The 19,879-nt window shown below is 71.6% G+C and carries 23 protein-coding genes; 6 read left to right on the top strand and 17 right to left on the bottom strand.

Going from position 1 to position 19,879, the window contains the following annotated elements; genetic code table 11:
- Positions 1–166: 166 nt before the first annotated feature.
- From ACF088_RS00415 to ACF088_RS00495, 17 genes are all read right to left on the bottom strand, one after another.
- Complete coding sequence (locus ACF088_RS00415) at positions 167–706, bottom strand: TetR/AcrR family transcriptional regulator (RefSeq protein WP_392373949.1); 540 nt, start codon at positions 704–706, stop codon at positions 167–169.
- Positions 707–834: 128 nt separating this feature from the next.
- Entirely contained in the window at positions 835–1,671 is an 837-nt protein-coding gene (whiG, locus tag ACF088_RS00420) for an RNA polymerase sigma factor WhiG (protein ID WP_088800290.1), read from the bottom strand.
- Between the two features lie 360 nt (positions 1,672–2,031).
- Positions 2,032–3,375 carry a DNA-processing protein DprA gene (gene dprA / locus ACF088_RS00425; RefSeq protein WP_392373114.1) on the bottom strand — a complete coding sequence of 448 codons (1,344 nt, stop codon included), beginning with the start codon at positions 3,373–3,375 and terminating at the stop codon, positions 2,032–2,034.
- Between the two features lie 3 nt (positions 3,376–3,378).
- Positions 3,379–5,040, bottom strand: a complete 1,662-nt coding sequence (locus ACF088_RS00430; RefSeq protein ID WP_392373115.1) for a YifB family Mg chelatase-like AAA ATPase — start codon at positions 5,038–5,040, stop codon at positions 3,379–3,381.
- Positions 5,040–5,420, bottom strand: a complete 381-nt coding sequence (locus ACF088_RS00435) for a YraN family protein (protein ID WP_392373950.1) — start codon at positions 5,418–5,420, stop codon at positions 5,040–5,042. The genes ACF088_RS00430 and ACF088_RS00435 overlap by 1 nt, the downstream gene beginning before the upstream one ends.
- 379 nt (positions 5,421–5,799) lie before the next feature.
- Entirely contained in the window at positions 5,800–6,108 is a 309-nt protein-coding gene (locus ACF088_RS00440) for a DUF2469 domain-containing protein (RefSeq protein WP_003980220.1), read from the bottom strand.
- A gap of 38 nt (positions 6,109–6,146) precedes the next feature.
- Positions 6,147–6,704 carry an NUDIX hydrolase gene (locus ACF088_RS00445; RefSeq protein ID WP_392373116.1) on the bottom strand — a complete coding sequence of 186 codons (558 nt, stop codon included), beginning with the start codon at positions 6,702–6,704 and terminating at the stop codon, positions 6,147–6,149.
- Entirely contained in the window at positions 6,697–7,425 is a 729-nt protein-coding gene (lepB, locus tag ACF088_RS00450) for a signal peptidase I (RefSeq protein WP_392373117.1), read from the bottom strand. The genes ACF088_RS00445 and lepB (ACF088_RS00450) overlap by 8 nt, the downstream gene beginning before the upstream one ends.
- A 54-nt stretch (positions 7,426–7,479) precedes the next feature.
- Entirely contained in the window at positions 7,480–8,460 is a 981-nt protein-coding gene (gene lepB, locus ACF088_RS00455; protein WP_392373118.1) for a signal peptidase I, read from the bottom strand.
- Positions 8,393–9,556, bottom strand: a complete 1,164-nt coding sequence (lepB, locus tag ACF088_RS00460) for a signal peptidase I (protein WP_392373119.1) — start codon at positions 9,554–9,556, stop codon at positions 8,393–8,395. The genes lepB (ACF088_RS00455) and lepB (ACF088_RS00460) overlap by 68 nt, the downstream gene beginning before the upstream one ends.
- Positions 9,549–10,313, bottom strand: coding sequence for a signal peptidase I (gene lepB, locus ACF088_RS00465; protein WP_392373120.1), 765 nt, complete (start codon positions 10,311–10,313; stop codon positions 9,549–9,551). Before lepB (ACF088_RS00465) ends, lepB (ACF088_RS00460) begins: the two co-directional genes overlap by 8 nt.
- Before the next feature lie 96 nt (positions 10,314–10,409).
- Positions 10,410–10,757, bottom strand: coding sequence for a 50S ribosomal protein L19 (gene rplS, locus ACF088_RS00470; protein ID WP_018087148.1), 348 nt, complete (start codon positions 10,755–10,757; stop codon positions 10,410–10,412).
- Positions 10,758–10,890: 133 nt separating this feature from the next.
- Positions 10,891–11,700 (bottom strand): tRNA (guanosine(37)-N1)-methyltransferase TrmD, encoded by an 810-nt coding sequence (gene trmD, locus ACF088_RS00475; protein WP_392373121.1) that lies wholly within the window; start codon positions 11,698–11,700, stop codon positions 10,891–10,893.
- Positions 11,700–12,245 (bottom strand): ribosome maturation factor RimM, encoded by a 546-nt coding sequence (gene rimM / locus ACF088_RS00480; RefSeq protein WP_392373122.1) that lies wholly within the window; start codon positions 12,243–12,245, stop codon positions 11,700–11,702. The genes trmD and rimM overlap by 1 nt, the downstream gene beginning before the upstream one ends.
- A 171-nt stretch (positions 12,246–12,416) precedes the next feature.
- Entirely contained in the window at positions 12,417–12,656 is a 240-nt protein-coding gene (locus tag ACF088_RS00485; RefSeq protein WP_030080383.1) for an RNA-binding protein, read from the bottom strand.
- A gap of 2 nt (positions 12,657–12,658) precedes the next feature.
- Positions 12,659–13,099, bottom strand: coding sequence for a 30S ribosomal protein S16 (gene rpsP / locus ACF088_RS00490; RefSeq protein WP_392373123.1), 441 nt, complete (start codon positions 13,097–13,099; stop codon positions 12,659–12,661).
- 156 nt (positions 13,100–13,255) lie between these two features.
- Positions 13,256–13,846 carry a hypothetical protein gene (locus ACF088_RS00495; RefSeq protein WP_392373124.1) on the bottom strand — a complete coding sequence of 197 codons (591 nt, stop codon included), beginning with the start codon at positions 13,844–13,846 and terminating at the stop codon, positions 13,256–13,258.
- A gap of 550 nt (positions 13,847–14,396) precedes the next feature.
- Between ACF088_RS00495 and ACF088_RS00500 the strand changes: the two genes are divergently transcribed.
- From ACF088_RS00500 to ACF088_RS00525, 6 genes are all read left to right on the top strand, one after another.
- Positions 14,397–15,263 carry a methyltransferase domain-containing protein gene (locus ACF088_RS00500; protein ID WP_392373125.1) on the top strand — a complete coding sequence of 289 codons (867 nt, stop codon included), beginning with the start codon at positions 14,397–14,399 and terminating at the stop codon, positions 15,261–15,263.
- Positions 15,264–15,341: 78 nt separating this feature from the next.
- Positions 15,342–16,316, top strand: coding sequence for a GntR family transcriptional regulator YhfZ (gene yhfZ, locus ACF088_RS00505; RefSeq protein WP_392373126.1), 975 nt, complete (start codon positions 15,342–15,344; stop codon positions 16,314–16,316).
- 96 nt (positions 16,317–16,412) lie between these two features.
- Positions 16,413–16,817 carry a transcriptional antiterminator gene (locus ACF088_RS00510; RefSeq protein ID WP_392373128.1) on the top strand — a complete coding sequence of 135 codons (405 nt, stop codon included), beginning with the start codon at positions 16,413–16,415 and terminating at the stop codon, positions 16,815–16,817.
- The gene (locus tag ACF088_RS00515; protein ID WP_392373130.1) at positions 16,814–17,173 is read left to right on the top strand and encodes a DUF2620 family protein; all 360 of its coding nucleotides are present in this window, start codon (positions 16,814–16,816) and stop codon (positions 17,171–17,173) included. Before ACF088_RS00510 ends, ACF088_RS00515 begins: the two co-directional genes overlap by 4 nt.
- Positions 17,174–17,176: 3 nt before the next feature.
- Positions 17,177–18,646 (top strand): YhfT family protein, encoded by a 1,470-nt coding sequence (locus ACF088_RS00520; protein WP_392373132.1) that lies wholly within the window; start codon positions 17,177–17,179, stop codon positions 18,644–18,646.
- Positions 18,647–18,700: 54 nt separating this feature from the next.
- Positions 18,701–19,717 (top strand): phosphotriesterase, encoded by a 1,017-nt coding sequence (locus ACF088_RS00525; RefSeq protein ID WP_392373134.1) that lies wholly within the window; start codon positions 18,701–18,703, stop codon positions 19,715–19,717.
- Positions 19,718–19,879 lie beyond the last annotated feature (162 nt).

Raw genomic sequence — 19,879 nt, forward strand, 5'->3', positions numbered from 1 at the left:
CGCGGGCTGCGGGCTGCGGGCTGCGGGCTGCGGGCTGCGGGCTGCGGGCTGCGGGCTGCGGGCTGCGGGCTGCGGGCTGCGGGCTGCGGGCTGCGGGCTGCGGGGCCAACGAGTGTGCTGGGGCGGTGGAGGTGGGGTGGGGAGGGGCGGGGGGGGGAGGGCCCCCTCAGCCGCGGACACCGCGGAGGGCCATAGCGACCGCCGCCTCCGTGATCTCGTCCGGGTCTTCTGCGGCTCCGAGTTCGATGCGGCGCACCGCGGCGTCGACGACTCCTTGGAGGAGCATGGCCGCGAGTCGGGGCTGTGCATGACCGAGGGCGGCGAGCGCCTCGACGATCATGGCGATCAGTCCGCCGTGCGCCGCGCGGATCTTCTCCCGGGCGCCGGCGTCGAGCTCACCGGCCGAAATGGCGACGACGGCGCGGTGGCGCCGGTCGCCGACCAGGGCGAGCTGCCGTCGCACATATGCCTCGACCTTCTCCTCGGGCGTGTCGACGCGCTCCATCGCCGCCTCCACCTCAGCGGCCCAGACCGGGAAGTCGACGGCGCACAGCTCTTCCACGACAGCGGCGCGCGAGCGGAAGTACTCGTACACGGAAGAGCGCGCGAGGCCCGTGCGCTCGGCGAGGGCGGGGAAGGTCAGTGCTTCCGTTCCGCCTTCGGACAGCAGGGTGCGGGCAGCGTCCAAGAGGGCGCCGCGCTGCATCGTCCGGTGCTCGGCCACAGAGGCCGCTCGAATCCTGGGCACCTCACCACTCTACGGATGGCACGCCCCGTGTGGCACTCCGCATGGCGACACGGCGCGCGGAAAGCCCCGGGCGTCCAGAGGGTGACTCAGCGTCCGACGTCAGCGAGCTTCGCTCTGAGCTGGAGTACGGACTTGGTGTGGATCTGACTGACCCTGCTCTCCGTGACGCCGAGGACGTTGCCGATCTCGGCGAGCGTGAGCCCTTCGTAGTAGTAGAGCGTGACCACGGTCTTCTCCCGCTCGGGGAGGGTGTTGATGGCGCGTGCGAGCAGCCGCCGCAGCTCGCGGTCCTCGGCGATCTCGACGGGGTTCTCGGCGGCCGTGTCCTCGAGGGTGTCCATCAGGCTCAGCCGTTCGCCACCCTCCCCGCCGACGTGCAGGAGCTCTTCCAGGGCGACCACGTTCGCCAAGGACAGCTGGCTGAACACACCGTGGAGTTCCTCCAGCGCAATGCCCATCTCCTCGGCGACCTCCGCCTCGGACGGAGTGCGGCGCAGCTGCGCTTCGAGGGTGGCGTAGGCCCGTTCGACGGCCCGGGCTTTCTGCCGTACGGAGCGCGGAATCCAGTCCAGAGCGCGTAGCTCGTCGATCATTGCGCCGCGGATGCGGGTGATGGCGTAGGTCTCGAACTTGATGGCGCGTTCGGGTTCGAACTTCTCGATGGCGTCGATCAATCCGAAGACTCCGGAGGAGACGAAGTCGGCCTGTTCGACGTTGGGGGGCAGACCGACGCTGACGCGGCCGGCGACGTACTTGACCAGCGGCGAGTAGTGCAGGATCAGCTGTTCTCGCAGCCGCCCGTCGCCCGACGCCTTGTAGGAGCGCCACAGCTCGTCGAGCGAGGTGGGCGGGGCGGGGCGCACGCTGCCGCGCGCGGCGGGTGGTACAGCCGCACGATCAGACCCGGAGGTGTGCTGGGGCATTCGTCGCCTTGAGCCGTTCTGCCGAGACGCGGGTGGATGGATGCATGAGGGTTGAATTGCCTGTGAGCGTAGCGTGACCGAAGCGTCGCGGTGCGCGAGGACGGCAGGTTCGGGCGTGCGCAGATACGTTCCGCTGCCCGCACCTCAGGGTTACCTCGTACGGCGTGGCGACACCCGGACAGGGAGCCGGACGCGACCCCCGGAGGGCCGTGCGGGCGGACGCGGTGACACGGTGTGCGGGACCTCGTGCCTCCCCTGCGCCACATCGCCTTCTCCCCACGGATCGGACCCGCGCCCCGAAGCACGGCAAACCTGGACTCTGCGGTCATTCCCCTCACCCTTTCACCCGTTCGCCCCAGGTCAAGGACCGCCTCGCCGGGATCCGTCAGTCGTCTCGGCGCGTCGCGTCAACTCCCAGCGGTCACCGCACTTTTGCACGAATCCGAGGGACAACAGCTCGAAGAGCTTGCCCTGTGTGACCTCACGGGGCGTGGCGGCTTCCTCCGCCAGATGGCCGGTGTCCGTGCTGCCGCGCGCGGGCAGCGCCTCCAGTACACGGGTCGCGACGGGATCCAGGAGGTCGCGGATGCGGGTCGGGCACTGCCGCTCGGGAGCGAGGTCACCGATGCTGCCGACGAGTTCGATGACCTCGTCGGCGTCGGTGACCACCGCGGCCTCGCCGCGCAGGAGTTGATGCACCCCGGCGGACAGACTGCTGGTGACCGGGCCCGGCACGCCCATCGTGAAGCGGCCGAGGGCCAGTGCTCGCCGGGCGGTGACCAGTGAGCCGCTGCGCAGCTCGGCCTCCACGACGACGGTGCCTCTGGTGAGTGCGGCGATGACGCGGTTGCGCTGGATGAAGCGGCTGCGGGTGGGGTGGTCGCCGGGCGGTAACTCGGCGATCACCAAGCCCTGTTCGGCGATCCTGCCGATCAACTCGGTATGGCCCCGGGGGTAGGCGTGGTCGACGCCGGAGGCCATGACGGCGATGGTTGCGCCGTCCGCGGCCAGCGCGCCGCGATGAGCGGCGCCATCGACGCCGTATGCGGCTCCGGAGACAACGGCCCAGCCGCGGTCGGCGAGTCCGGCGCCGAGGGTGGTGGCGAGGTGCGCGCCGTAGTCGGTACAGGCCCGGGCGCCGACGACGGCGACGGAGCGCAGCGCCCACAGCCTGAGGTTGGCCGTCCCGCGCACCCACAGGCCGATGGGGCGGGCGTCCCCGAGGTCGTCGAGCTGGCCGGGCCATTCGTCGTCCCCGGGGCAGAGGAACCGGCCGCCGAGCGCGGTCATGGCATCGAGGTCCGCGGTGGGGCGGGCCCGGGCGGCCCGTAATCGCAGGCCCGCGATCTTGGCGGGGGTGGTGCCCGTGGGCAGGTCCGCCGAGTCGTCGGTGAGGGTGTGCCAGAGGGCCACCGGGCCCATCTCGCGCAACCAGCGGCCGGCGGTTTCATCACCCGGTTCGAGGATGCGGGTGAGGGCGGCGCGGGCGGCGCGCTGTGGTTCGTGTCCCTCGCAGCGGGCGGACCGCCGGCCGGCTGCCACCGGCTGTGCAGGATGCGGGGCGGTCGCCGCGTGTGGGGTGGGGCCCGGCTCGGCGGTCGGAGCGGGGCACGACCCGGCGATCGGAACGGGCCCCTGGCTCCGGCCTTGCGGGGCAGGGACGGGTTCACCCGCGGCGAAGCCCCATGCGTCGGTCCTGGTCATCGCTCACACCTGCCCCTGCGACGGCGCTGCGGTCGTCGCGGTCGTGCGCTTGCTTGCGCCCCCGCCCGCTGCTGTTGGGGCGCCGCGGCGTACCCCCGTGCGGAGTTCCAGGGCCCAGTTGACGTCTTCGCTGGTGGGGCGGTCGCGGCCGGACAGGTCGGCGGCGGTCCAGGCGACGCGGAGGACTCGGTCGAGGCCGCGGGCCGTGAGCAGACCGCATTCGAGGTCGCGTTCAGCCGGGGCCAGGGCGCCCGGGTGGACCTGCCAGCGGGTGCGCAGCTCATGGCCGGGTACTTCGCTGTTGGTCCGCCACGGAGTGCCGGCGAGACGGGCTGCGGCGCGCTCGCGGGCGGCGTGGACGCGTTCGGCCACGGCCGCGGTGGTTTCGGCGCCGCGGCCGAGGGCGACCAGTTCGGAGCGGGCGACCGGTTGGACGGCGATCCGGAGGTCCACCCGGTCCATCAGGGGCCCGGAGAGCCTGGCTCGGTAGCGGCGGATGGACGACGGCCGGCACTCACAGCCGCCGCCGGTCGTGCCGTGCCGTCCGCACGGGCAGGGGTTGGCGGCGAGGGCGAGGAGGAAGCGGGCGGGCATGCGCATCATGCCTGCCGCGCGGGCGACGACGACATGACCGGATTCCAGTGGCTGGCGCAGCGCGTCCAGGACGCGTGGGCTGCATTCGGCGGCCTCGTCCACGAACAGCACGCCGTGATGGGCCAGGGATACGGCTCCGGGGCGCGGCAGTCCGGTGCCGCCGCCCACGAGGGATGCCATCGTCGCGGAGTGGTGCGGGGCGCAGTAGGGCGGCCGATGGAGGAGCGGCTGTCCCGGTGGGAGGGTGCCGGCCACCGAGTGGACGGCGGTGACCTCCAGGGACTCCTTGGGGGACAGTCGTGGCAGCAGCCCTGGGAGGCGTTCGGCGAGCATGGTTTTGCCGGCGCCGGGCGGGCCTTTGAAGAAGATGTGGTGGCGTCCGGCAGCGGCCACTTCCAGGGCGCGGCGGGCGCTGTGCTGGCCGGCGACGTCCGCGAGGTCGGGGGTGTGGCCGCCGGTGGGCAGGCCCGCGCTGACGCTGGTGCCGGGCACCATCAGCCCGGCGAGCATCGGGTCGGGGCGGCCTTCTTCGCGGGGATCTTCCTCGTCGGGTACCGGTTCGTCGGCGAGGACGGCGATGAGCTGGCGCAGGCTGCGGACGCCGAGGACGGAGATGCCGGGGACCAGCGAGGCCTCGGCCGCGGTCTGCTCCGGGACGACGACCTGGCGGTATCCGGCGTCGGCGGCGGCCAGTACGGCGGGCAGCACGCCGCGTACGGGCCGGACCCGGCCGTCCAGGCCCAGTTCGCCGATCATCATCAGGTCGGTGAGTTCGCGGGGGTCGAGGCGTTCGGCGGCGCCGAGGACCGCGCAGGCCACGGCCAGGTCGAAGCCGCTGCCGCCTTTGGGCACGGAGGCCGGGCTGAGGCCGACGGTGAGCTTTTTCTGCGGCCATTCGGTGCCGGAGTTCACGACCGCGGCCCGCACCCGCTCGCGGGACTCGATGAGGCTCTTGTCGGGCAGTCCGACGAGGGTGAAGGCCGCGACGCCGGGTTCCAGGTCGGCCTGGACCTCGACGACGACGCCCTCGACACCGACCAGCGCGACGGAGCAGGTCCGGGCGAATCCCATCAGGCCACCCCTCGGGCGTGCTGGACGACCGGGGCGCCGCGGGCCGGCAGGAGGACGCCGATCACATCGATCCGTACGCCTCCGGGTGGCGGGCCACCGTGCCGCTCCAGCCAGCGTTCCGCCAGCAGGCGCAGCCGGGCGGTCTTCTCGGGGCGTACGGCCGCCATGGGGTGTTCGTACCAGCCGGCGCGGCGGGTTTTGACCTCGCAGACCACCAGGGCATCGCCGTCGGCGGCGACGATGTCGATCTCGCCGTCGCGGCAGCGCCAGTTGCGGTCCAGGATGCGCATTCCGGCCTCGATGAGCCGCCGGGCGGCCAGGTCTTCGCCATAGCGGCCGAGTGCGCGCCGTCGGGCGTCCGCTGGTTTGGCCGCCGTCAGGCCGGCGTTCGCCGATGTGACGGCCGTCGGGCCGGGCGCCGGTGGCGTGGCGGCTGCCCGTTTGACGGCCGGTGGCCCGGGGTCGGGCGGCTCGATGGCCGGCCGCCTGACGGCCGGTGGCTTGCTTTCCGTGGGCGGCGCTCCTGAGTGCGCCCTCCGTGCCGGCTCCACGGTCTGTGCGTGGTCCTCGGCCCTGCGGCCGGCCTGCATGGCGTTCATGCGGTACCACCTCCGGCACCGACTGTGACGCTCCTGCCCCGACCTGTTGGATCTTGGTGGACAGTGAGCCGGTTGTGGATAACCCGCTCACCCGTCCGGGTGATGGAGGGCGGGCTCAGGGCGGGTCCGGGGCCCGCCCACTCCGTCGCTTCCGGCCGCCTCAGCTCCCCGGAAGGTCCAGGTCGCTCTTGTTGAGCTCTTCGATGTTCACGTCCTTGAATGTGAGGACGCGCACCTGCTTGACGAAGCGGGCCGGGCGGTACATGTCCCAGACCCAGGCGTCGGCCATCGACACCTCGAAGAACACCTCTCCCTGAACCGAATGCACCTGCATCTCGTAATCATTGGTGAGGTAGAAACGCCGCTCGGTCTCGATCACATATTTGAACAGTCCGACGACGTCGCGGTACTCCCGGTAGAGCTTCAGCTCCATCTCGGTCTCGTACTTCTCGAGGTCCTCGGCGCTCATGGCAGATCCCCTTCAGCCGTGCGTCCCCCCATTGTGCGTCAGGCCCGCTCGGGCTCCAGGAGCACCGGCGCATCGGGGGGCCCTTCGTCGAGCAGCGTGCGCAGCAGCTCGGCGAGTCTGGTTGGATACACCGTCTCATGCGAAGCGGACAGTTCCTCCGAAGTCCACCACCTCAGCCCCGAGACGCTGCGTCGCTCCAGGTCAGTCTGCCCGCCGGTGTCGGTGACAGTCCGATCTGTTCTCCCCAGGTAATACCACTCGTCCTGCTCCCAGCGCCGTCCGTCGAACGGGAAGGCGCAGCGGCGCTTCCACAGGACGGGGCCGAGAACGGCATCGGTGATGCCGGTCTCCTCGGCGAGCTCGCGGCGGGCCGCCTCTTCATGGGTCTCCGTGCCTTCCAGGCCGCCACCGGGCGTGAACCACCAGCTGTCGGCGGGGCGGGCCGGTTCGAAGCCGTGGAGCAGCAGGATCCGGTCGTCGGGATCGAGCAGCACGATGCGGGAGACCCGGCGCACACCCGACGCGTCCGGTCCGTCACCGGCCGCCGTCCCCGGGGCCGCCGACCCCTCCACGCCCCGCCCTGGCCCGTCAGGCATCCTTGCGCGCCTTACGGCGGGTGAGGGGCCCGTAGGCCGCGCCGACGAGGATGAGGACCGCGCCGGCCACCACCGCGAGGGTGATGGGCCGCACCGGGCCGGGCTGCGAGGTGCCGCCGGGGAGGGCGGAGAAGGCCGCCGGGCGCTGCATCACGCCGACGCTGCCGAGCGGCCAGGCGCGCGCGTCGACCCGGGCATTGACGGCGCTGCGCGGTACGGAGCCGTGGTCGCCGTCGGTGAGGTGGACGCGGGAGTCGAGGGAGTCGCTGCGGTGGTCACCGAGCAGGAAGAGCTGACCGGTGGGGACCTTGGCCTTGAAGCCGATGGGTGAGGCGGGCCCGCTGCCTTGCAGATACGGTTCCTCGACGGGAGTTCCGTTAATGGCCAGCCGGCCCTGCTTGGTGCAGCAGGAGACCTTGTCACCGCCCACACCGACGACGCGCTTGACCATCGGCAGGTCGCCCCAGGTGGAGTCCTTGAAGACGACGATGTCGCCGCGGCGTATCTCGGAGCCGTCCACCTTTTCCGCCAGGACCCGCGCCCCGACCGCGATCGTCGGTGTCATCGAATCGGTCGGCACCGTATAGGGGCGGTAGATCAGCGCCGCCCATACGAAGCCGCCCAGGAACAGCACACAGCCGACGGCCACGGCCAGACCGGACAGCACACTGCCCGTCGTCCGGCCGCGGCCGTCGGTCCTGCTTTCGGTACTGCTGCTCATCCCAGCGCTCCCACCCCGCGGACCGCGCCCGCGTCGAAGATCCGGGACGGCACCTTACCTGGGGTTACGTGTTCCGGTCAGCCTCCGGCGACGCCAGATCACGATCGGTACCGCACCGGCCAGGCCGAGAGCGGCCGGCGTCGCCGCCATGGCCTTGTTGATCCCGGGCTGGTCGAAGGTGTCCGGCACGGGCAGCGTCGCCCAGCGGTTGACGGGCCAGGCAATGGTGAACGCCCGGCCGACGACCTCGGTCTCCGAGACCGTGCCGTTGCCCTTGAGGTTCTGGTGGTAGCGGGAGTCCAGGGAGTCGTCGCGATGGTCACCCATCACCCAGATCCGGCCCTTGGGGACGTGGATCGGGCCGAATGCCCGGTCACCGCAGGGCGTGGCACCGGGGAAGACGTACGAGTCTTCGTTGAGCGCCTTGCCATTGACCTTGACGGGGCCGGTGCCATGGCACTCGACGGTGTCGCCGCCGACCGCGATAACCCGCTTGATCAGGTCCTTCTCCTCGGCCGAGGGCATCAGGCCGATAAAGCTGAGGACCTTCTGGACCGGGTTGGGCTCAGGGGTCGGCGTCTCGTTCAGCCAGCCGCCCGGGTCGTGGAAGACGACGACCTCGCCGCGCTGCGGCTTGGAGCCGAACCACGGCGTCAGCTTGTCGACCAGGACCCGGTCCCCGCGCTGCAGGGTGTCCTGCATCGAGTCGGACGGGATCGAGAAGGCCTGCACCAGGAATGTCTTGATCAACAGCGCCAGGAGCAGCGCGATACCGATGAGAATCGGCAGCTCCTTCCAGAAGGCGCGCGGCTTCTTGGCCTTCTTCATGCCGCCGCTCACCTCCTTGCCCGCCGACCTGTCCAACGTATCGGACGTGTCCGAAGGATCCGCCGAGGGTGAACTCTGGGCCTGCGCCCCTGACCGAGCTGGTGACTGATGCACGGAACTCGCCGCCGGCCGCGTGGTCTCACCACGTCCGGCCGGCTCTTCGGGCTCTTCGGTTCCGGACCGCGCGCCGACCGCCAAGTCCCCCACATCTGCTCCTCACTCCACGCACTCGCCTGCCCGTCAACCGGTGCAGGCCCATCACTCCCATAACGAGCGGGAGTTCCGCAGGGGTCGGGAGCACGGTCAAACTCTCGGGGGACAGCCTATGCGGAGCGGCTGCCGCCGACGCCTTGGCGCCCGGCGCGTCGTGCACGGTCGTGAAGGTGTCCGGCTCTTCCAGCCGCCGCCAGTGGCTGAACGGCCAACCGATCACCACCGCCCGGCCCACGACACCGTCCTCCGAGACCGTGCCACGGTACGGCTCGTCCAGGTGGAAGCGCGAATCTGCGGAGTCGGAACGGTGGTCGCCCATCACGAAGATCCGTCCGGTGGGGACGTTGACGGTGAACTTCAGCGTGGAGGGCGGGTTGCCCGGATGGACGTACGGTTCGGTCAGCGGGGTGCCGTTGACGGTGACCTTGCCCTGTTCGTCGCAGCATTTGACGGTGTCGCCGCCGACCGCCACGACCCGCTTGATCAGGTCCTGCTCATCGGCCGACGGCAGCAGCCCGATGAAGGTCATGGCGTCCTTGACCGGCTGGAAGGCTCCACCGTCGGCGGGGGGCTTGTTCTGTTCGCCCTTGAGCCAGCCTCCGGGGTCCTTGAAGACCACCACATCGCCGCGCGTCGGCTGGGAGCCGAACCACGGTGTCAGCTTGTCGACGAGCACCCGGTCGCCGATCTTGATCGTCTGCTCCATGGAGCCGGACGGGATGACGAAGGCCTGGACCAGGAAGGTCTTCAGGACGAGGGCGATGGCCAGCGCCACGCCGACGAGGATGGGGATTTCCTTGAGGTAGGAGCGCTGCCTGCGGCGTTTGATGCGCCGCGCCATGCGCCGCCGCTCGGCCCGGCCACCGGTCCCGGTCCGCCCCGCCCGTCTGCCGGTCGCGGCCCCGCCCGCCCCGGAGCCGTCGCTCCCGCCGGTTTCCTGAGGGTCGCCGTACGCGCCGCTGCCGCTGTACGGGGTGCCGGTGCCCTGCTCCGGACCGCCGCGGCCCCGCCGGGGCCCGTCGGCGGCCCTTCCGGGCCGAGGGGTGCCCTGGCCTTGGCCACCGTGGCGGGGGCGCCCGCGGCTACCCATGGGAGCCTGCTGCGGCGGGTATCCGGTCGAAGGACCGTGGGTGCTCGAAGGTGCGCCAGCGGCTCGCCGGCCAGGTGATCAGGTCCGCGCGGCCGATGACCTTCTCCACCGGGACCGTGCCGCCCCCGGGGTCACCCAGGTGGTCACGGGAGTCGCTGGATCTGGCGCGGTGGTCCCCCATGACCCACAACGTGCCCTCCGGCACCACGATGTCGAAATCCACCGAGGACGGCGTGTCCCCGGGGTGGAGATACGCCTCGCTCACGGGCTCACCGTTCACTTCGATCCGCCCCCGTTTGTCGCAGCAGGTCACGTGGTCACCGCCGATGCCGATCACTCGCTTGACGTAGTCGGTCTCGGCGGGGCGGGCCAGGCCCAGCGCCGCGCCGGCTCCGCGCAGCAGCCCCGTGACGGGATTCTCCTCCTGTTCCCTGTGAACGAAGGAGCCGGTGCCGTCGAATACCACCACATCGCCCCGTGCCGGCTCGCTGCCGAAACGGTACGCCAGCTTGTTGACCAGCACCCGGTCCCCGATCTGCAGGGTGTTCTCCATGGAGGAACTGGGAATCAGAAAAGGCTGCGCCACAAAGGCGCTGAGCAGCAGGACAAAGGCCAGACACAGCGCAAGCAGGGCGGCCGGCCGGTGGCGCAGACCGGCCGCACGGGTGAGCAAACGCGCGGAGCGCGACCCCTGCTCCGGCCCCGGTGCGGGGGTGGGAGAGGGGTCGCGCTCCGTGAGCTGTGCGTCGGTGTCCATCGGGCCCTGAGCCTATCCGGCCGGATCCGAACCCCGTACGCGAGCGTGGGTTTGCGTTGCCCCGGCGCAAAAAATCGTGCCCCGGGACGGCCCGGCTCAGTTGTCGCGCTTCTCCTTGATCTTCGCGGCCTTGCCGCGGAGCTCGCGCAGGAAGTACAGCTTGGCGCGACGGACGTCACCGCGGGTCACGACCTCGATCTTCTCGACGATCGGGGTGTGCACCGGGAAGGTGCGCTCGACGCCGACGGAGAAGCTGACCTTGCGGACCGTGAAGGTCTCGCGCACGCCGGCGCCCTGACGGCGGATGACAACGCCCTTGAACTGCTGCACACGGGAGCGGTTGCCCTCGATGACGCGGACGTGGACGTTGACGGTGTCACCCGGGCGGAAGGCCGGGATGTCGCTGCGCTTCGACGCGGCGTCGACGGAGTCGAGAAGGTGCATGGCCTACTGCTTTCTTCGCTGATGCCACAGGTCATCAACGGGATATCGAAAATGAGGTGTCGGATGCCGCTTTGTCGGGCGGGCGTCGTTCCCCCTGTGGCAGGGGCGCGCACCGGACGCACACGGCAGCGGCCTATTCTTCCACGGCCGGTGTCGTCCGCCCAAATCGGCCGTCCTCGCCCGCTGACCAGCCAAGAGCGGCCAGGATCGCGCGGTCGTGTTTGTCGAACGCGACGGGGTCGGCGCGCTCGATCAGATCGGGGCGGTTGAGGTCGGTGCGGCGGAAGGCCTCGTCACGGCGCCAGCGGGCGATCTTGCCGTGGTGGCCGCTGAGCAGCACCTCGGGGATCCCGCGGCCGCGCCACTCGGGAGGCTTGGTGTAGACGGGGCCCTCCAGGAGGTCGGCCATCGCGCCGGGGGCGAAGGAGTCGTCCTGGTGGGAGGCGGCGTTGCCGAGGACGCCGGGCAGCAGCCGGGCCACCGCCTCGACCATGACCAGCACCGGCGCCTCGCCGCCGGCCAGCACGTAGTCGCCGATGGAGACCTCGCGGACATCGACGCGGTCGCCGTACTCCTCGATGACACGGCGGTCGATGCCTTCGTAGCGGGCCGGGGTGAACACCAGCCAGGGCTTGGCCGAGAGCTCGACGGCGAGTTGCTGGGTGAAGGGGGCGCCGCTCGGGGTGGGGACGACGATCACCGGTTCGCCCGCACCGGACGCGAGGATCTCGTCGAGCGCCTCGCCCCACGGCTCGGGCTTCATGACCATGCCGGGGCCGCCGCCGTAGGGGGTGTCGTCGACGGTGTTGTGCTTGTCGTGGGCCCATTCCCGCAGGTCGTGGATGCGCACATCGAGCTGTCCGCGGGCGCGGGCCTTGCCGACGAGGGAGACGTTCAGCGGTTCGAGGTACTCCGGGAAGATCGTGACGACATCGAGCCGCATCAGCTGTCCTCGCGGCTGCCGGCGATGTCCGCCTGGCTGTCGTCGAGGAGGCCGGGCGGCGGGTCGATGACCGCGCGCTGCTCCTCCAGGTCGATCTCCGGCACGATCTCGGAGACGAACGGGACCAGTACCTCACTGCCGTCGGGCCGCCGGACGACCAGCAGATCCTGGTAGGGCAGATGGGAGATCTCGGAGATCCGGCCGACCTCGGTGCCGTCACGGGTGACGACATCGAGGTCCATCAACTGGTGGTCGTAGAACTCCTCCGGGTCCTCGGGGACTTCCTCGGGGTCGACCTCCGCGATCAGCAGGGTGTTGCGCAGCGCCTCGGCGGCCGTGCGGTCCGCGACACCCTCGAAGCGCAGCAGCAGCCGGCCGCTGTGCACCCGGCCGGTCGCGATGGTCAGCGGTCCCACGGAGGACGGTTCGGTGGCGAGGACGGCGCCCGGGGCGAGCCGCAGTTCGGGCTCGTCGGTGCGCACCTCTACCGTGACCTCGCCCTTGATGCCGTGGGCGCGGCCGATCCGTGCCACTACCAACTGCACGCTGTTTTCTCCCCTTTTGTTGCGGCTGAACCGCCGCCGCTTTCGCGGAGGCGGCCGAGGACCGTCGCGGTTTCTCCATGGAGGGCGGTGAGGGTGGATCCACCCTCACCAACGAACTCGGGCCGGGGACGGCCCGAGGGCCCTCCCCGGCCCGAGCCGGTGTTCAACTTGTCAGCTGACCTGGTCCACGTCGACGAGGTCGACGCGGATGCCCCGGCCGCCGATGGCGCCCACGACGGTCCGCAGAGCGCGGGCGGTACGGCCGTTGCGGCCGATCACCTTGCCGAGGTCGTCGGGGTGGACCCGGACCTCCAGCACGCGCCCCCGGCGCAGGGTGCGCGAGGCTACCTGCACGTCATCGGGGTTGTCGACGATGCCCTTGACGAGGTGCTCGAGGGCTTCCTCGAGCATGCTCAGGCCTCGGTCGACTCAGAGGTGGACTCGGCCGCAGCCTCGTCCGCCTTCTTGTCAGCCTTCTTCGCCTTCGGGGTGATGGCCTCACCCTTCGGCTCGTTGCCGGAGTCCTTGGCCGCGGCCTCGAAGAGGGCGCGCTTGTCGGCCTTCGGCTCGGCGACCTTCATCGGCGCCGGGGCCGGCAGGCCCTTGAACTTCTGCCAGTCGCCGGTGACCTTGAGGATGGCCATGACGGGCTCGGTCGGCTGTGCGCCGACACCCAGCCAGTACTGGACACGCTCGGAGTCGACCTCGATGCGCGAGGGGTTCTGCACCGGGTGGTACAGGCCGATCTCCTCGATGGCCCGGCCGTCACGGCGGGTACGGGAGTCGGCGATGATGATGCGGTAGTGAGGCGCGCGGATCTTGCCCAGACGCTTCAGCTTGATCTTGACTGCCACGGGAGTGGTGTCTCCTGGTCTTGACGTGGTGGGGCACAACGGGATGCCACGTGGGGTTGCGGTACTCGGGGTGCCCGATGGACGCGTCAGCCGGAGGAGAGAGGGGTCCTATGCGACTGTCGAGTACAGCTAGCCATTGTGCCACACGCCCGTGGGTCAGCCGACCGCGGCCACCTCGGGGATGCGGAAGGGCTTGCCGCAGCCGCCGCAGACGATCGGCGCCTGAGCCAGCACGGAGGGCACCACACGGACGTTGCGCCCGCAGTCGCAGACGGCCTTGACGCGGACTCCCCCTCCGGAGGAGCCGTGCCGGGCGGCCGGTCCCCGGAAGCTGCGGGCGGTGTCGGTGGCGGTGGCGGCGGTGTGCGCCTTGAGGGCTCTGGCCAGTCGTTCGATGGTGGAGCGGTAGCGCCTTCTGGCTTCGGGGTTGAGCGTGACCAGGGAGAAGCCGCTGCTGGGGTGCGGCTCGTCGGCATGGTCCAGGCCCAGCTCCTCGGCGATCGCCAGGAAGCGGCGGTTGTGGTAGCGGCCTGCGCGGGAGGTGTCGCGGATGCCGCGGGTGGCGGCGATGCCGTGGACTGCCTCATGGAGCAGCCGTTCGAAGGAGAGTTCGGCGCCACAGGCGGACGAGGACTCTCCGATCAGGGACTCGGGCGCGGCCAGGTCCGGCAGCTCGGGGTGGTGCCGTTGAATATCGGCCCAGGCGAGCGCCAGTTCGGCGGCGAGGACAGGCGGTGTCGTGCTCACGTCGTGACAACGAGCCGGGGTTGCCCGGTGTTCCGATTCCGGGGCATCCCAAATAATTTGCACGTACCAGTCAGTTTACGGTCATGAGGCGTGCCGGGGGCGGGGTACGCAGATCTGCACAGAAGACGCCCAGGGGACCTCAAGCCGGTGCGTATCCCCGCGTACGCCGCATGGCGTAACCGGTCGCCTACCGGGAAACGATCATCGCGGCGATGGTACGGGGGTACCCGTGCCCGGTCGGCACCGGCTCGTGTCCCACCCTAGGGGCCGGTGAAGACGGGTGGCCGGACGGCACACGGGGCGCGGAAGCGTCCGGGCGGTGGGCGCTGCCGTGGCGGAACGGCGCCGGCCGGGGCACCCTGGAACGGCGCTCCAGGGAGCGGGCCCGGCGCACACGGGGGCGCGCGGGAGACAACCCCGGCGCACCCCCTGGACGCCCGGACGAATGCGCAGTTGTCTGGATCGCGGGGGGGGGGGCGCACCACGCGCGAATCACGGGGGCGATCGGTACGGAACAGCTTCGGGTTCTCGGCGAATAGGGGCGCTATCGATGTCACCGACGCTCGTGCGGCACCAGCTTCCGCACTCCGGATCCATGCGCTGCGACGACCCTCCCGTTCCGGCCGGGTCACGGGCGCGCACCCGTGACTGGGCCGAGATCCAGGAACGGATGCTGGTGCCGCTCTACGAAGCCGCGTACGACCGTTTGGGGATCGGGCCCGGTACCCGTCTGCTGGGGCTGGGGTGTGGCTCCGGGCTGGCCCTGCTGCTCGCGGCGGCGCGGGGCGCGCAGGTCAGCGGGGTGGATGCGGACGAGTCCCGCCTGGAGCTGGCGCGTGAACGGCTCACGCCGGACGGTATGCCGGAGCACACCCGGCTGGTCAGCGGCGGCCTGGCGGACGCGGCACCCGAGGACGCCGCCTTCAATGTGGTCACGGCCTTCCACCCCGTGGGCTGTGTGAGCACGGTCGAGGGGCTGACGGCGTCGCTCAGCGCGGCGGCGGGGCTGGCGGAGCGCGGCAGTGCGGTGGTGCTGGGCGGCTGGGGCCCGGTGGAGCGGTGTGCCACGGCCGGGGTGCTGCGGGTGGCGCAGCGGCCGGCCGGTCCGGCGGGCGGTGGCACCGCCGACTCGGCCGGGTGGTGGCCCAGCGGCCGGGACGATCTGGAGGAGCTGGCGGAGCGGGCCGGGTTGCGGCCCGATGGTTCGGGCCGGGTGGCCTGCCCGTTCGGGTACGCCGATCTGGCGAGTGCGGTGCGGGGACTGCTGTCGACGGGGCTGTTCGATACGGCGCTGGAGGCGGCCGAGCAGTGTCAGGTGGAGAAGGAGCTCGCGGAGGCATTGCATCCGCATCAGCGGGCGGACGGGACGGTGTGGATGCCGAATGTCTTCCGCTATCTGATCGCGCGGACGAGGTAGCGCGGGGCCGCGGCAGGCCCGGGATGGGCGTCCGGCAGGCGTTTGGCAGTATCCAGGATCCTGTTTACTGTCATTTGCGTGAACGGCATCCACGGCCCCGGCGGCCTCGACGAGCGGTTTCTGACCCGCAACGGGCATGCCGCCCGGCAGTTGGCGGCTCTGCTGCTCCGGCAGGGGGCCGACGGTGCGGGGGCGCGGCTGCCGCGGGTCCGCGACGTCGCCGAGCGGCTGGGGGTGGGCAACGGCACGGTGCAGGCCGCGCTACGGCTCCTGGAGGAGGCGGGCGCGATCACGACCGTTGCCCGGGGCCATCTCGGCACCTTCCTCGTGGGGTCGGACCGGGCCGTCCTGTGGCGCCTGTCCGGCCTCGGCACGGTGCCGGCCGCGATGCCGCTGCCGCATTCCCGGCGTTTCGAGGGCCTCGCGACGGGACTGCGGACCGCCTTCGAGGAAGCCGGCGCGCCGTTCTCGATCACCTTTCTGCGGGGTGCGGCCGCCCGGGTCGCGGCCGTGGCCGAGGGCAGGGCCGAGCTGGCGGTGCTGTCCCGTTTCGCCGCCGACCGGCTGATCGGGCAGCAGCCCGTCGAGCTGATCGCCGATCTGGGACCGGGCAGCTACGCCGGCGAACACGGCCTGTTGCTGCGGCCCGGGGGCACGCTCGGCTCCCCCGGTCTGCGGGTCGTCGTCGACGACGCCTCGGAGGATCAGCGGATGCTCACCGACCGGCTCTTTGCACACCGTCCGGACGTGGAGCGGGTGCCGTGCCGCCCCTCCCTGCAGCCGTGGGAGGAACTGGCGCGGGGCCGCGCCGATGCGGCGGTGTGGAACCTCGACGAAGTACCGGCACAAACGGCCACGGGGATGCAGGTGTTGCCGCTGGGCGACGAGCTCACCCGCGATCTGGCGGTGCGCCATGCGAGCGCCGCGCTGATAGGCCGTACCGGCGAGGCGGCGGGCGGGGTACTGGCGGCCGTACGAGGCGTGGTGGAGCTGTCCACGGTCACGGCCGTGCAGGGCGAGGTGCTACGGGGCGAGCGCGTTCCGGCGTACTGAGCCAAGACTTCTGCCGCCGGCAAAACATGACGGCATGTTAGGGAGCAAAATCCAGAATCCTGGTTACTGTTGCCTTCGAAGGAAGGACGGCCGCCCATGGAATCCCGGCTCGCCCGGCGCATCCAGCTCTTCTGCGACAGCGGGCAGGTGCGGCCGGAGGTCGCCGCGTTCGTGACGGCCGAGCTGGAGACCCTGGCGGCAGAGGGACGGCCGGTCACCGAGGACAGCGCGGGGATGCTGGCCGGCCATCTGCTGATGGCACTGACCCGGCTGCTGGACGGCGAGAGCGTCGAGTCGTTCCGTACGGATGCGGCGGTGGCGGAGGAGCTCGCGGACCGTCCCGAGGCACTGGCCCGTGCCCGCGCCGTCGCCGTACGGGCGCACAGCGAGCTGGGGGCCATGCTCCCCGGCTCGGAGGTCGCCTTCCTGGCGCTGCATCTGGCCGTATGGCGCGGGGGCCCGGCGGTGCCCGCGGCCCGACCGCGAAGGGACACCCCATGACCAAGATCCTCACCGGTGGCCTCGGCAAATCGGAGGTCGCCGGCCGCGTGACCGGGCTCGGGCTGCCGGGCGTCGAGATCGCCGTCAGCAACGACATGGACGCGGCGGTGCAGCTGCGGGCCGGACGGGCGGACTACTTCCTCGGCACCTGCCACACCGGGGCCGGGGCCTCGCTCGGCGTGCTGGTCGGGCTGCTGGGCGCGGCCGTCTGCCACACCTTCGGGCGGTCGGTGCCCACCACGGAGCAGATCGAGGCCCTGCTCGACGAGGGAAAGAAGGTGTTCGGCTACGCCGTCGACCAGATGGACGCGGTCACCCCGGTGCTCGCCCGCGCCATCGCCGCCCGTACGGCCTGACCCGTGGGCAGTCTCCCCGCCGCCGCGTCCCCGGGCCCGGCTGCCGCGGCCGGCGCGCTCGGCTTCTCCACGGCCGGGCAGCTGACCGTCATCGGGGTGTGCGCGCTGACCGCGTACCTGGCGCATCTGGCGCTGGCGGTGTTCAACGACGGGGTCCGGCCGTTCCTGCTGGACTTCCTACAGGGACGGACCACCCGCAGGGCGACCGGTGCGGTCTCCTTCGGCCTGTCGGCCGGCTTCGTCTTCGGCCTGGGCGCACCGATGGCGCTGTCGTCGGGTGTGCTCAACCCCTGGCTGGTGTTCCTGCCGACCGATCTGCTGGGCATTCTCGCGCCGAGGAAGTGGCTCGCCCCGGTGCTGGGCGGTGCCTGGGGCGCGGTGGTGGTGTTCGGACTCAAGGGCGCCAACGAGGTGGCGCACGAGCTGCCGGTCGATTTCCTGACGGCCATGCAGCAGATGGCGACGCCGATCCTGTTCCTGTTCACGCTGTTCCCGGTGCTGGCGATCAGCAAGCAGTTCGGCAGGCTGCCGGGCGCGGTGGCGGGCGTGGTGGAGGTCGCTCTCGTCGTCGTCACGATGAAGCTGTGGCCGATGGTGTTCGCCGGGGCGCCGGCGATGGCCGCCGGGGTGCTGCTGCTGATCGGCTTCGCGGTCGCCAAGGATCTACGGCAGCAGCGCAGGGAGCGAGTGCGGGCGGCGGACGAGCGGATGGTGACGGCTGACGAACAGCCGGAGGCGGCGGACGAGCGGGCGGAGGCGGCGGACAAGCACGCGAAAGCGGCGGCGGAAGGGGCAACGGCGGCACACGAGCGGCCTGCGGTGCCGGACGAGGACCCCATGGTGTCGCTCTTCAGCGCGAGCGCGGCCCGCCTGCGCCGCCATCTGCCGCTGTTCATGGCGCTGGGCGCCGGGGTGTGTCTGCTGGCGCAGCTGCACATATTCGGCGGCGGTGAGGCGGCGAGCTTCCTGATCGCGAAGGGGCGCACCGCGGAGGCGGCGCAGGTCGACTTCTACCGTGCCTTCGGGTTCCTGCCGCTCATCGCCACCACCGCGCTGGCCTCCGGTGCGTACGGCATCGCGGGCTTCACCTTCGTCTACCCGGTCGGCTATCTGCTGCCGAGCCCGTGGTGGGCGCTGGTGTGCGGGGCGCTGGTCTTCGCCGCCGAGGTGCTGGCGCTCAGCGGGATCGGCCGGGTGCTCGGCGGGCTGCCGTCCGTACGCGATTCCTCCGAGCAGTTGCGCGGCGCGATCGGCGCGACGCTGCAACTGGCGCTGCTCTTCGGCTCGTTGCTGGCCGCCCAGGCGATGGGCGGCGGGCTGGGCATCCTGCTCGTCGGCGGGCTGTATCTGCTGAACGAGGCGATGGGGCGGGTGGTGGTCCGCTCGGCCGCGGGGCCCGCTGCGGTCGTCGTCGGCGGCGTCCTGCTCAACGTCCTGTACTGGCTGGACCTCTTCACCCCTCTCACCTCCTGACGGGGTTCGCTCCCGGACGGGGTTCGGCCGCGCCGGGCGGCCGGGAAGGCACTGATGAACGATCTGCTGCAAACCGTCTCGGGCACCTTGCCCGCTTCCGCCGTGCGCGGGCCGGTGCTCGCCCATGAACATCTGGCGCTCGATCTGACCCGGGGCGCCGACAGCGCGGCGACCCTGACCCCCGGGCACCGGGCCGCGATCACCGAGGAACTGGCGTCGCTGCGCGCCGAGTTCGGGCTCGGTCTGCTCGTCGAACTCACCTGCCGGGGCATGGGGCGCGATGTGGACTCGATGGCCCGGATCGCGGCGGATTCGGGAGTGGCGGTCATCGCGGCGACCGGCTGGTACTACGAGCCGTTCCATCCCGCTGAGCTGAGCCGCACCAGCGCCGAGCGGCTGGCCGGCACGCTGGTCGGGGAGATCGAGCGCGGCTGCGGTGGCTCCGGGATCCGTCCCGGGGTGATCGGCGAGGTCGGCAGCCACGGCGATCTGCCGAGCGAGCCGGAGGCGCGGACGCTGACCGCTGCGGCGCTCGCCGCCACGGCGACCGGGCTGTCGGTGGCCACCCATGCCCAGTTCGGCCGTGGCGGCCTCGCCCAGCTGGGGCTGCTGACGGCGGCCGGGCTGCCGCCGCACCGCGTCAGCATCGGCCACCAGGACCTGCTCGACGATCCGGCGGTGCACCGGGAGCTGGCGGCGGCCGGTGCGTACATCGCGTTCGACACCGTCGGCAAGGAGAGCTACCAGAGCGACCGGGTGCGGCTGCGGCTGCTGCTGGCCCTCCTGGAGTCCGGGCACGCCGACCGGGTGCTGCTGAGCTGCGATGTCTCCCGTCACGGCTACCTGGTCAGCGAAGGCGGGACGGGCTACGGGCACCTGTTCCGGTCGTTTCTGCCGCGGCTGCGGGCGGCCGGCGTGGACGAGGAGCTGATCGACCGGCTGACGCGGCGCAATCCGCTGCGGTTTCTCACGGGGCGGGACGGGGCGGACGACGGGCCGCCGGCTCCGGGCGGTGGCCGGGCGGCCGGTGACGGGGCGGAAGGTGACGGAGTGGAAGGTGCCAGGGGCTGACGGCGGCAGGGCGGACGGCGGCAGGGCGGACGGCGCCCGCGGTGAGCGTGCGGCTGCCCCGGGCCTTTCCCCTGCCGGCCGTCACCGTGCCCGACGCCGTGGACCGGCAGTTCCGGCTGCCGGAGCGCCGCGCCGCGCCCGGCGGACGGGGCGCCGCAGCTG

Origin of the sequence: Streptomyces sp. NPDC015125, assembly GCF_043080045.1 — a bacterium.
GTDB lineage: Bacteria > Actinomycetota > Actinomycetes > Streptomycetales > Streptomycetaceae > Streptomyces.

Coding starts and splice junctions, on each gene's coding strand:
- ACF088_RS00415 (WP_392373949.1), bottom strand. CDS start 706: ATGCAGCGCGGCGCCCTCTTGGACGCTGCCCGCACCCTGCTGTCCGAA.
- whiG (WP_088800290.1), bottom strand. CDS start 1,671: ATGCCCCAGCACACCTCCGGGTCTGATCGTGCGGCTGTACCACCCGCC.
- dprA (WP_392373114.1), bottom strand. CDS start 3,375: ATGACCAGGACCGACGCATGGGGCTTCGCCGCGGGTGAACCCGTCCCT.
- ACF088_RS00430 (WP_392373115.1), bottom strand. CDS start 5,040: ATGGGATTCGCCCGGACCTGCTCCGTCGCGCTGGTCGGTGTCGAGGGC.
- ACF088_RS00440 (WP_003980220.1), bottom strand. CDS start 6,108: ATGAGCGCCGAGGACCTCGAGAAGTACGAGACCGAGATGGAGCTGAAG.
- ACF088_RS00445 (WP_392373116.1), bottom strand. CDS start 6,704: ATGCCTGACGGGCCAGGGCGGGGCGTGGAGGGGTCGGCGGCCCCGGGG.
- lepB (WP_392373117.1), bottom strand. CDS start 7,425: ATGAGCAGCAGTACCGAAAGCAGGACCGACGGCCGCGGCCGGACGACG.
- lepB (WP_392373119.1), bottom strand. CDS start 9,556: ATGGGTAGCCGCGGGCGCCCCCGCCACGGTGGCCAAGGCCAGGGCACC.
- lepB (WP_392373120.1), bottom strand. CDS start 10,313: ATGGACACCGACGCACAGCTCACGGAGCGCGACCCCTCTCCCACCCCC.
- rplS (WP_018087148.1), bottom strand. CDS start 10,757: ATGCACCTTCTCGACTCCGTCGACGCCGCGTCGAAGCGCAGCGACATC.
- trmD (WP_392373121.1), bottom strand. CDS start 11,700: ATGCGGCTCGATGTCGTCACGATCTTCCCGGAGTACCTCGAACCGCTG.
- ACF088_RS00485 (WP_030080383.1), bottom strand. CDS start 12,656: ATGCTCGAGGAAGCCCTCGAGCACCTCGTCAAGGGCATCGTCGACAAC.
- ACF088_RS00500 (WP_392373125.1), top strand. CDS start 14,397: ATGTCACCGACGCTCGTGCGGCACCAGCTTCCGCACTCCGGATCCATG.
- ACF088_RS00510 (WP_392373128.1), top strand. CDS start 16,413: ATGGAATCCCGGCTCGCCCGGCGCATCCAGCTCTTCTGCGACAGCGGG.
- ACF088_RS00515 (WP_392373130.1), top strand. CDS start 16,814: ATGACCAAGATCCTCACCGGTGGCCTCGGCAAATCGGAGGTCGCCGGC.
- ACF088_RS00525 (WP_392373134.1), top strand. CDS start 18,701: ATGAACGATCTGCTGCAAACCGTCTCGGGCACCTTGCCCGCTTCCGCC.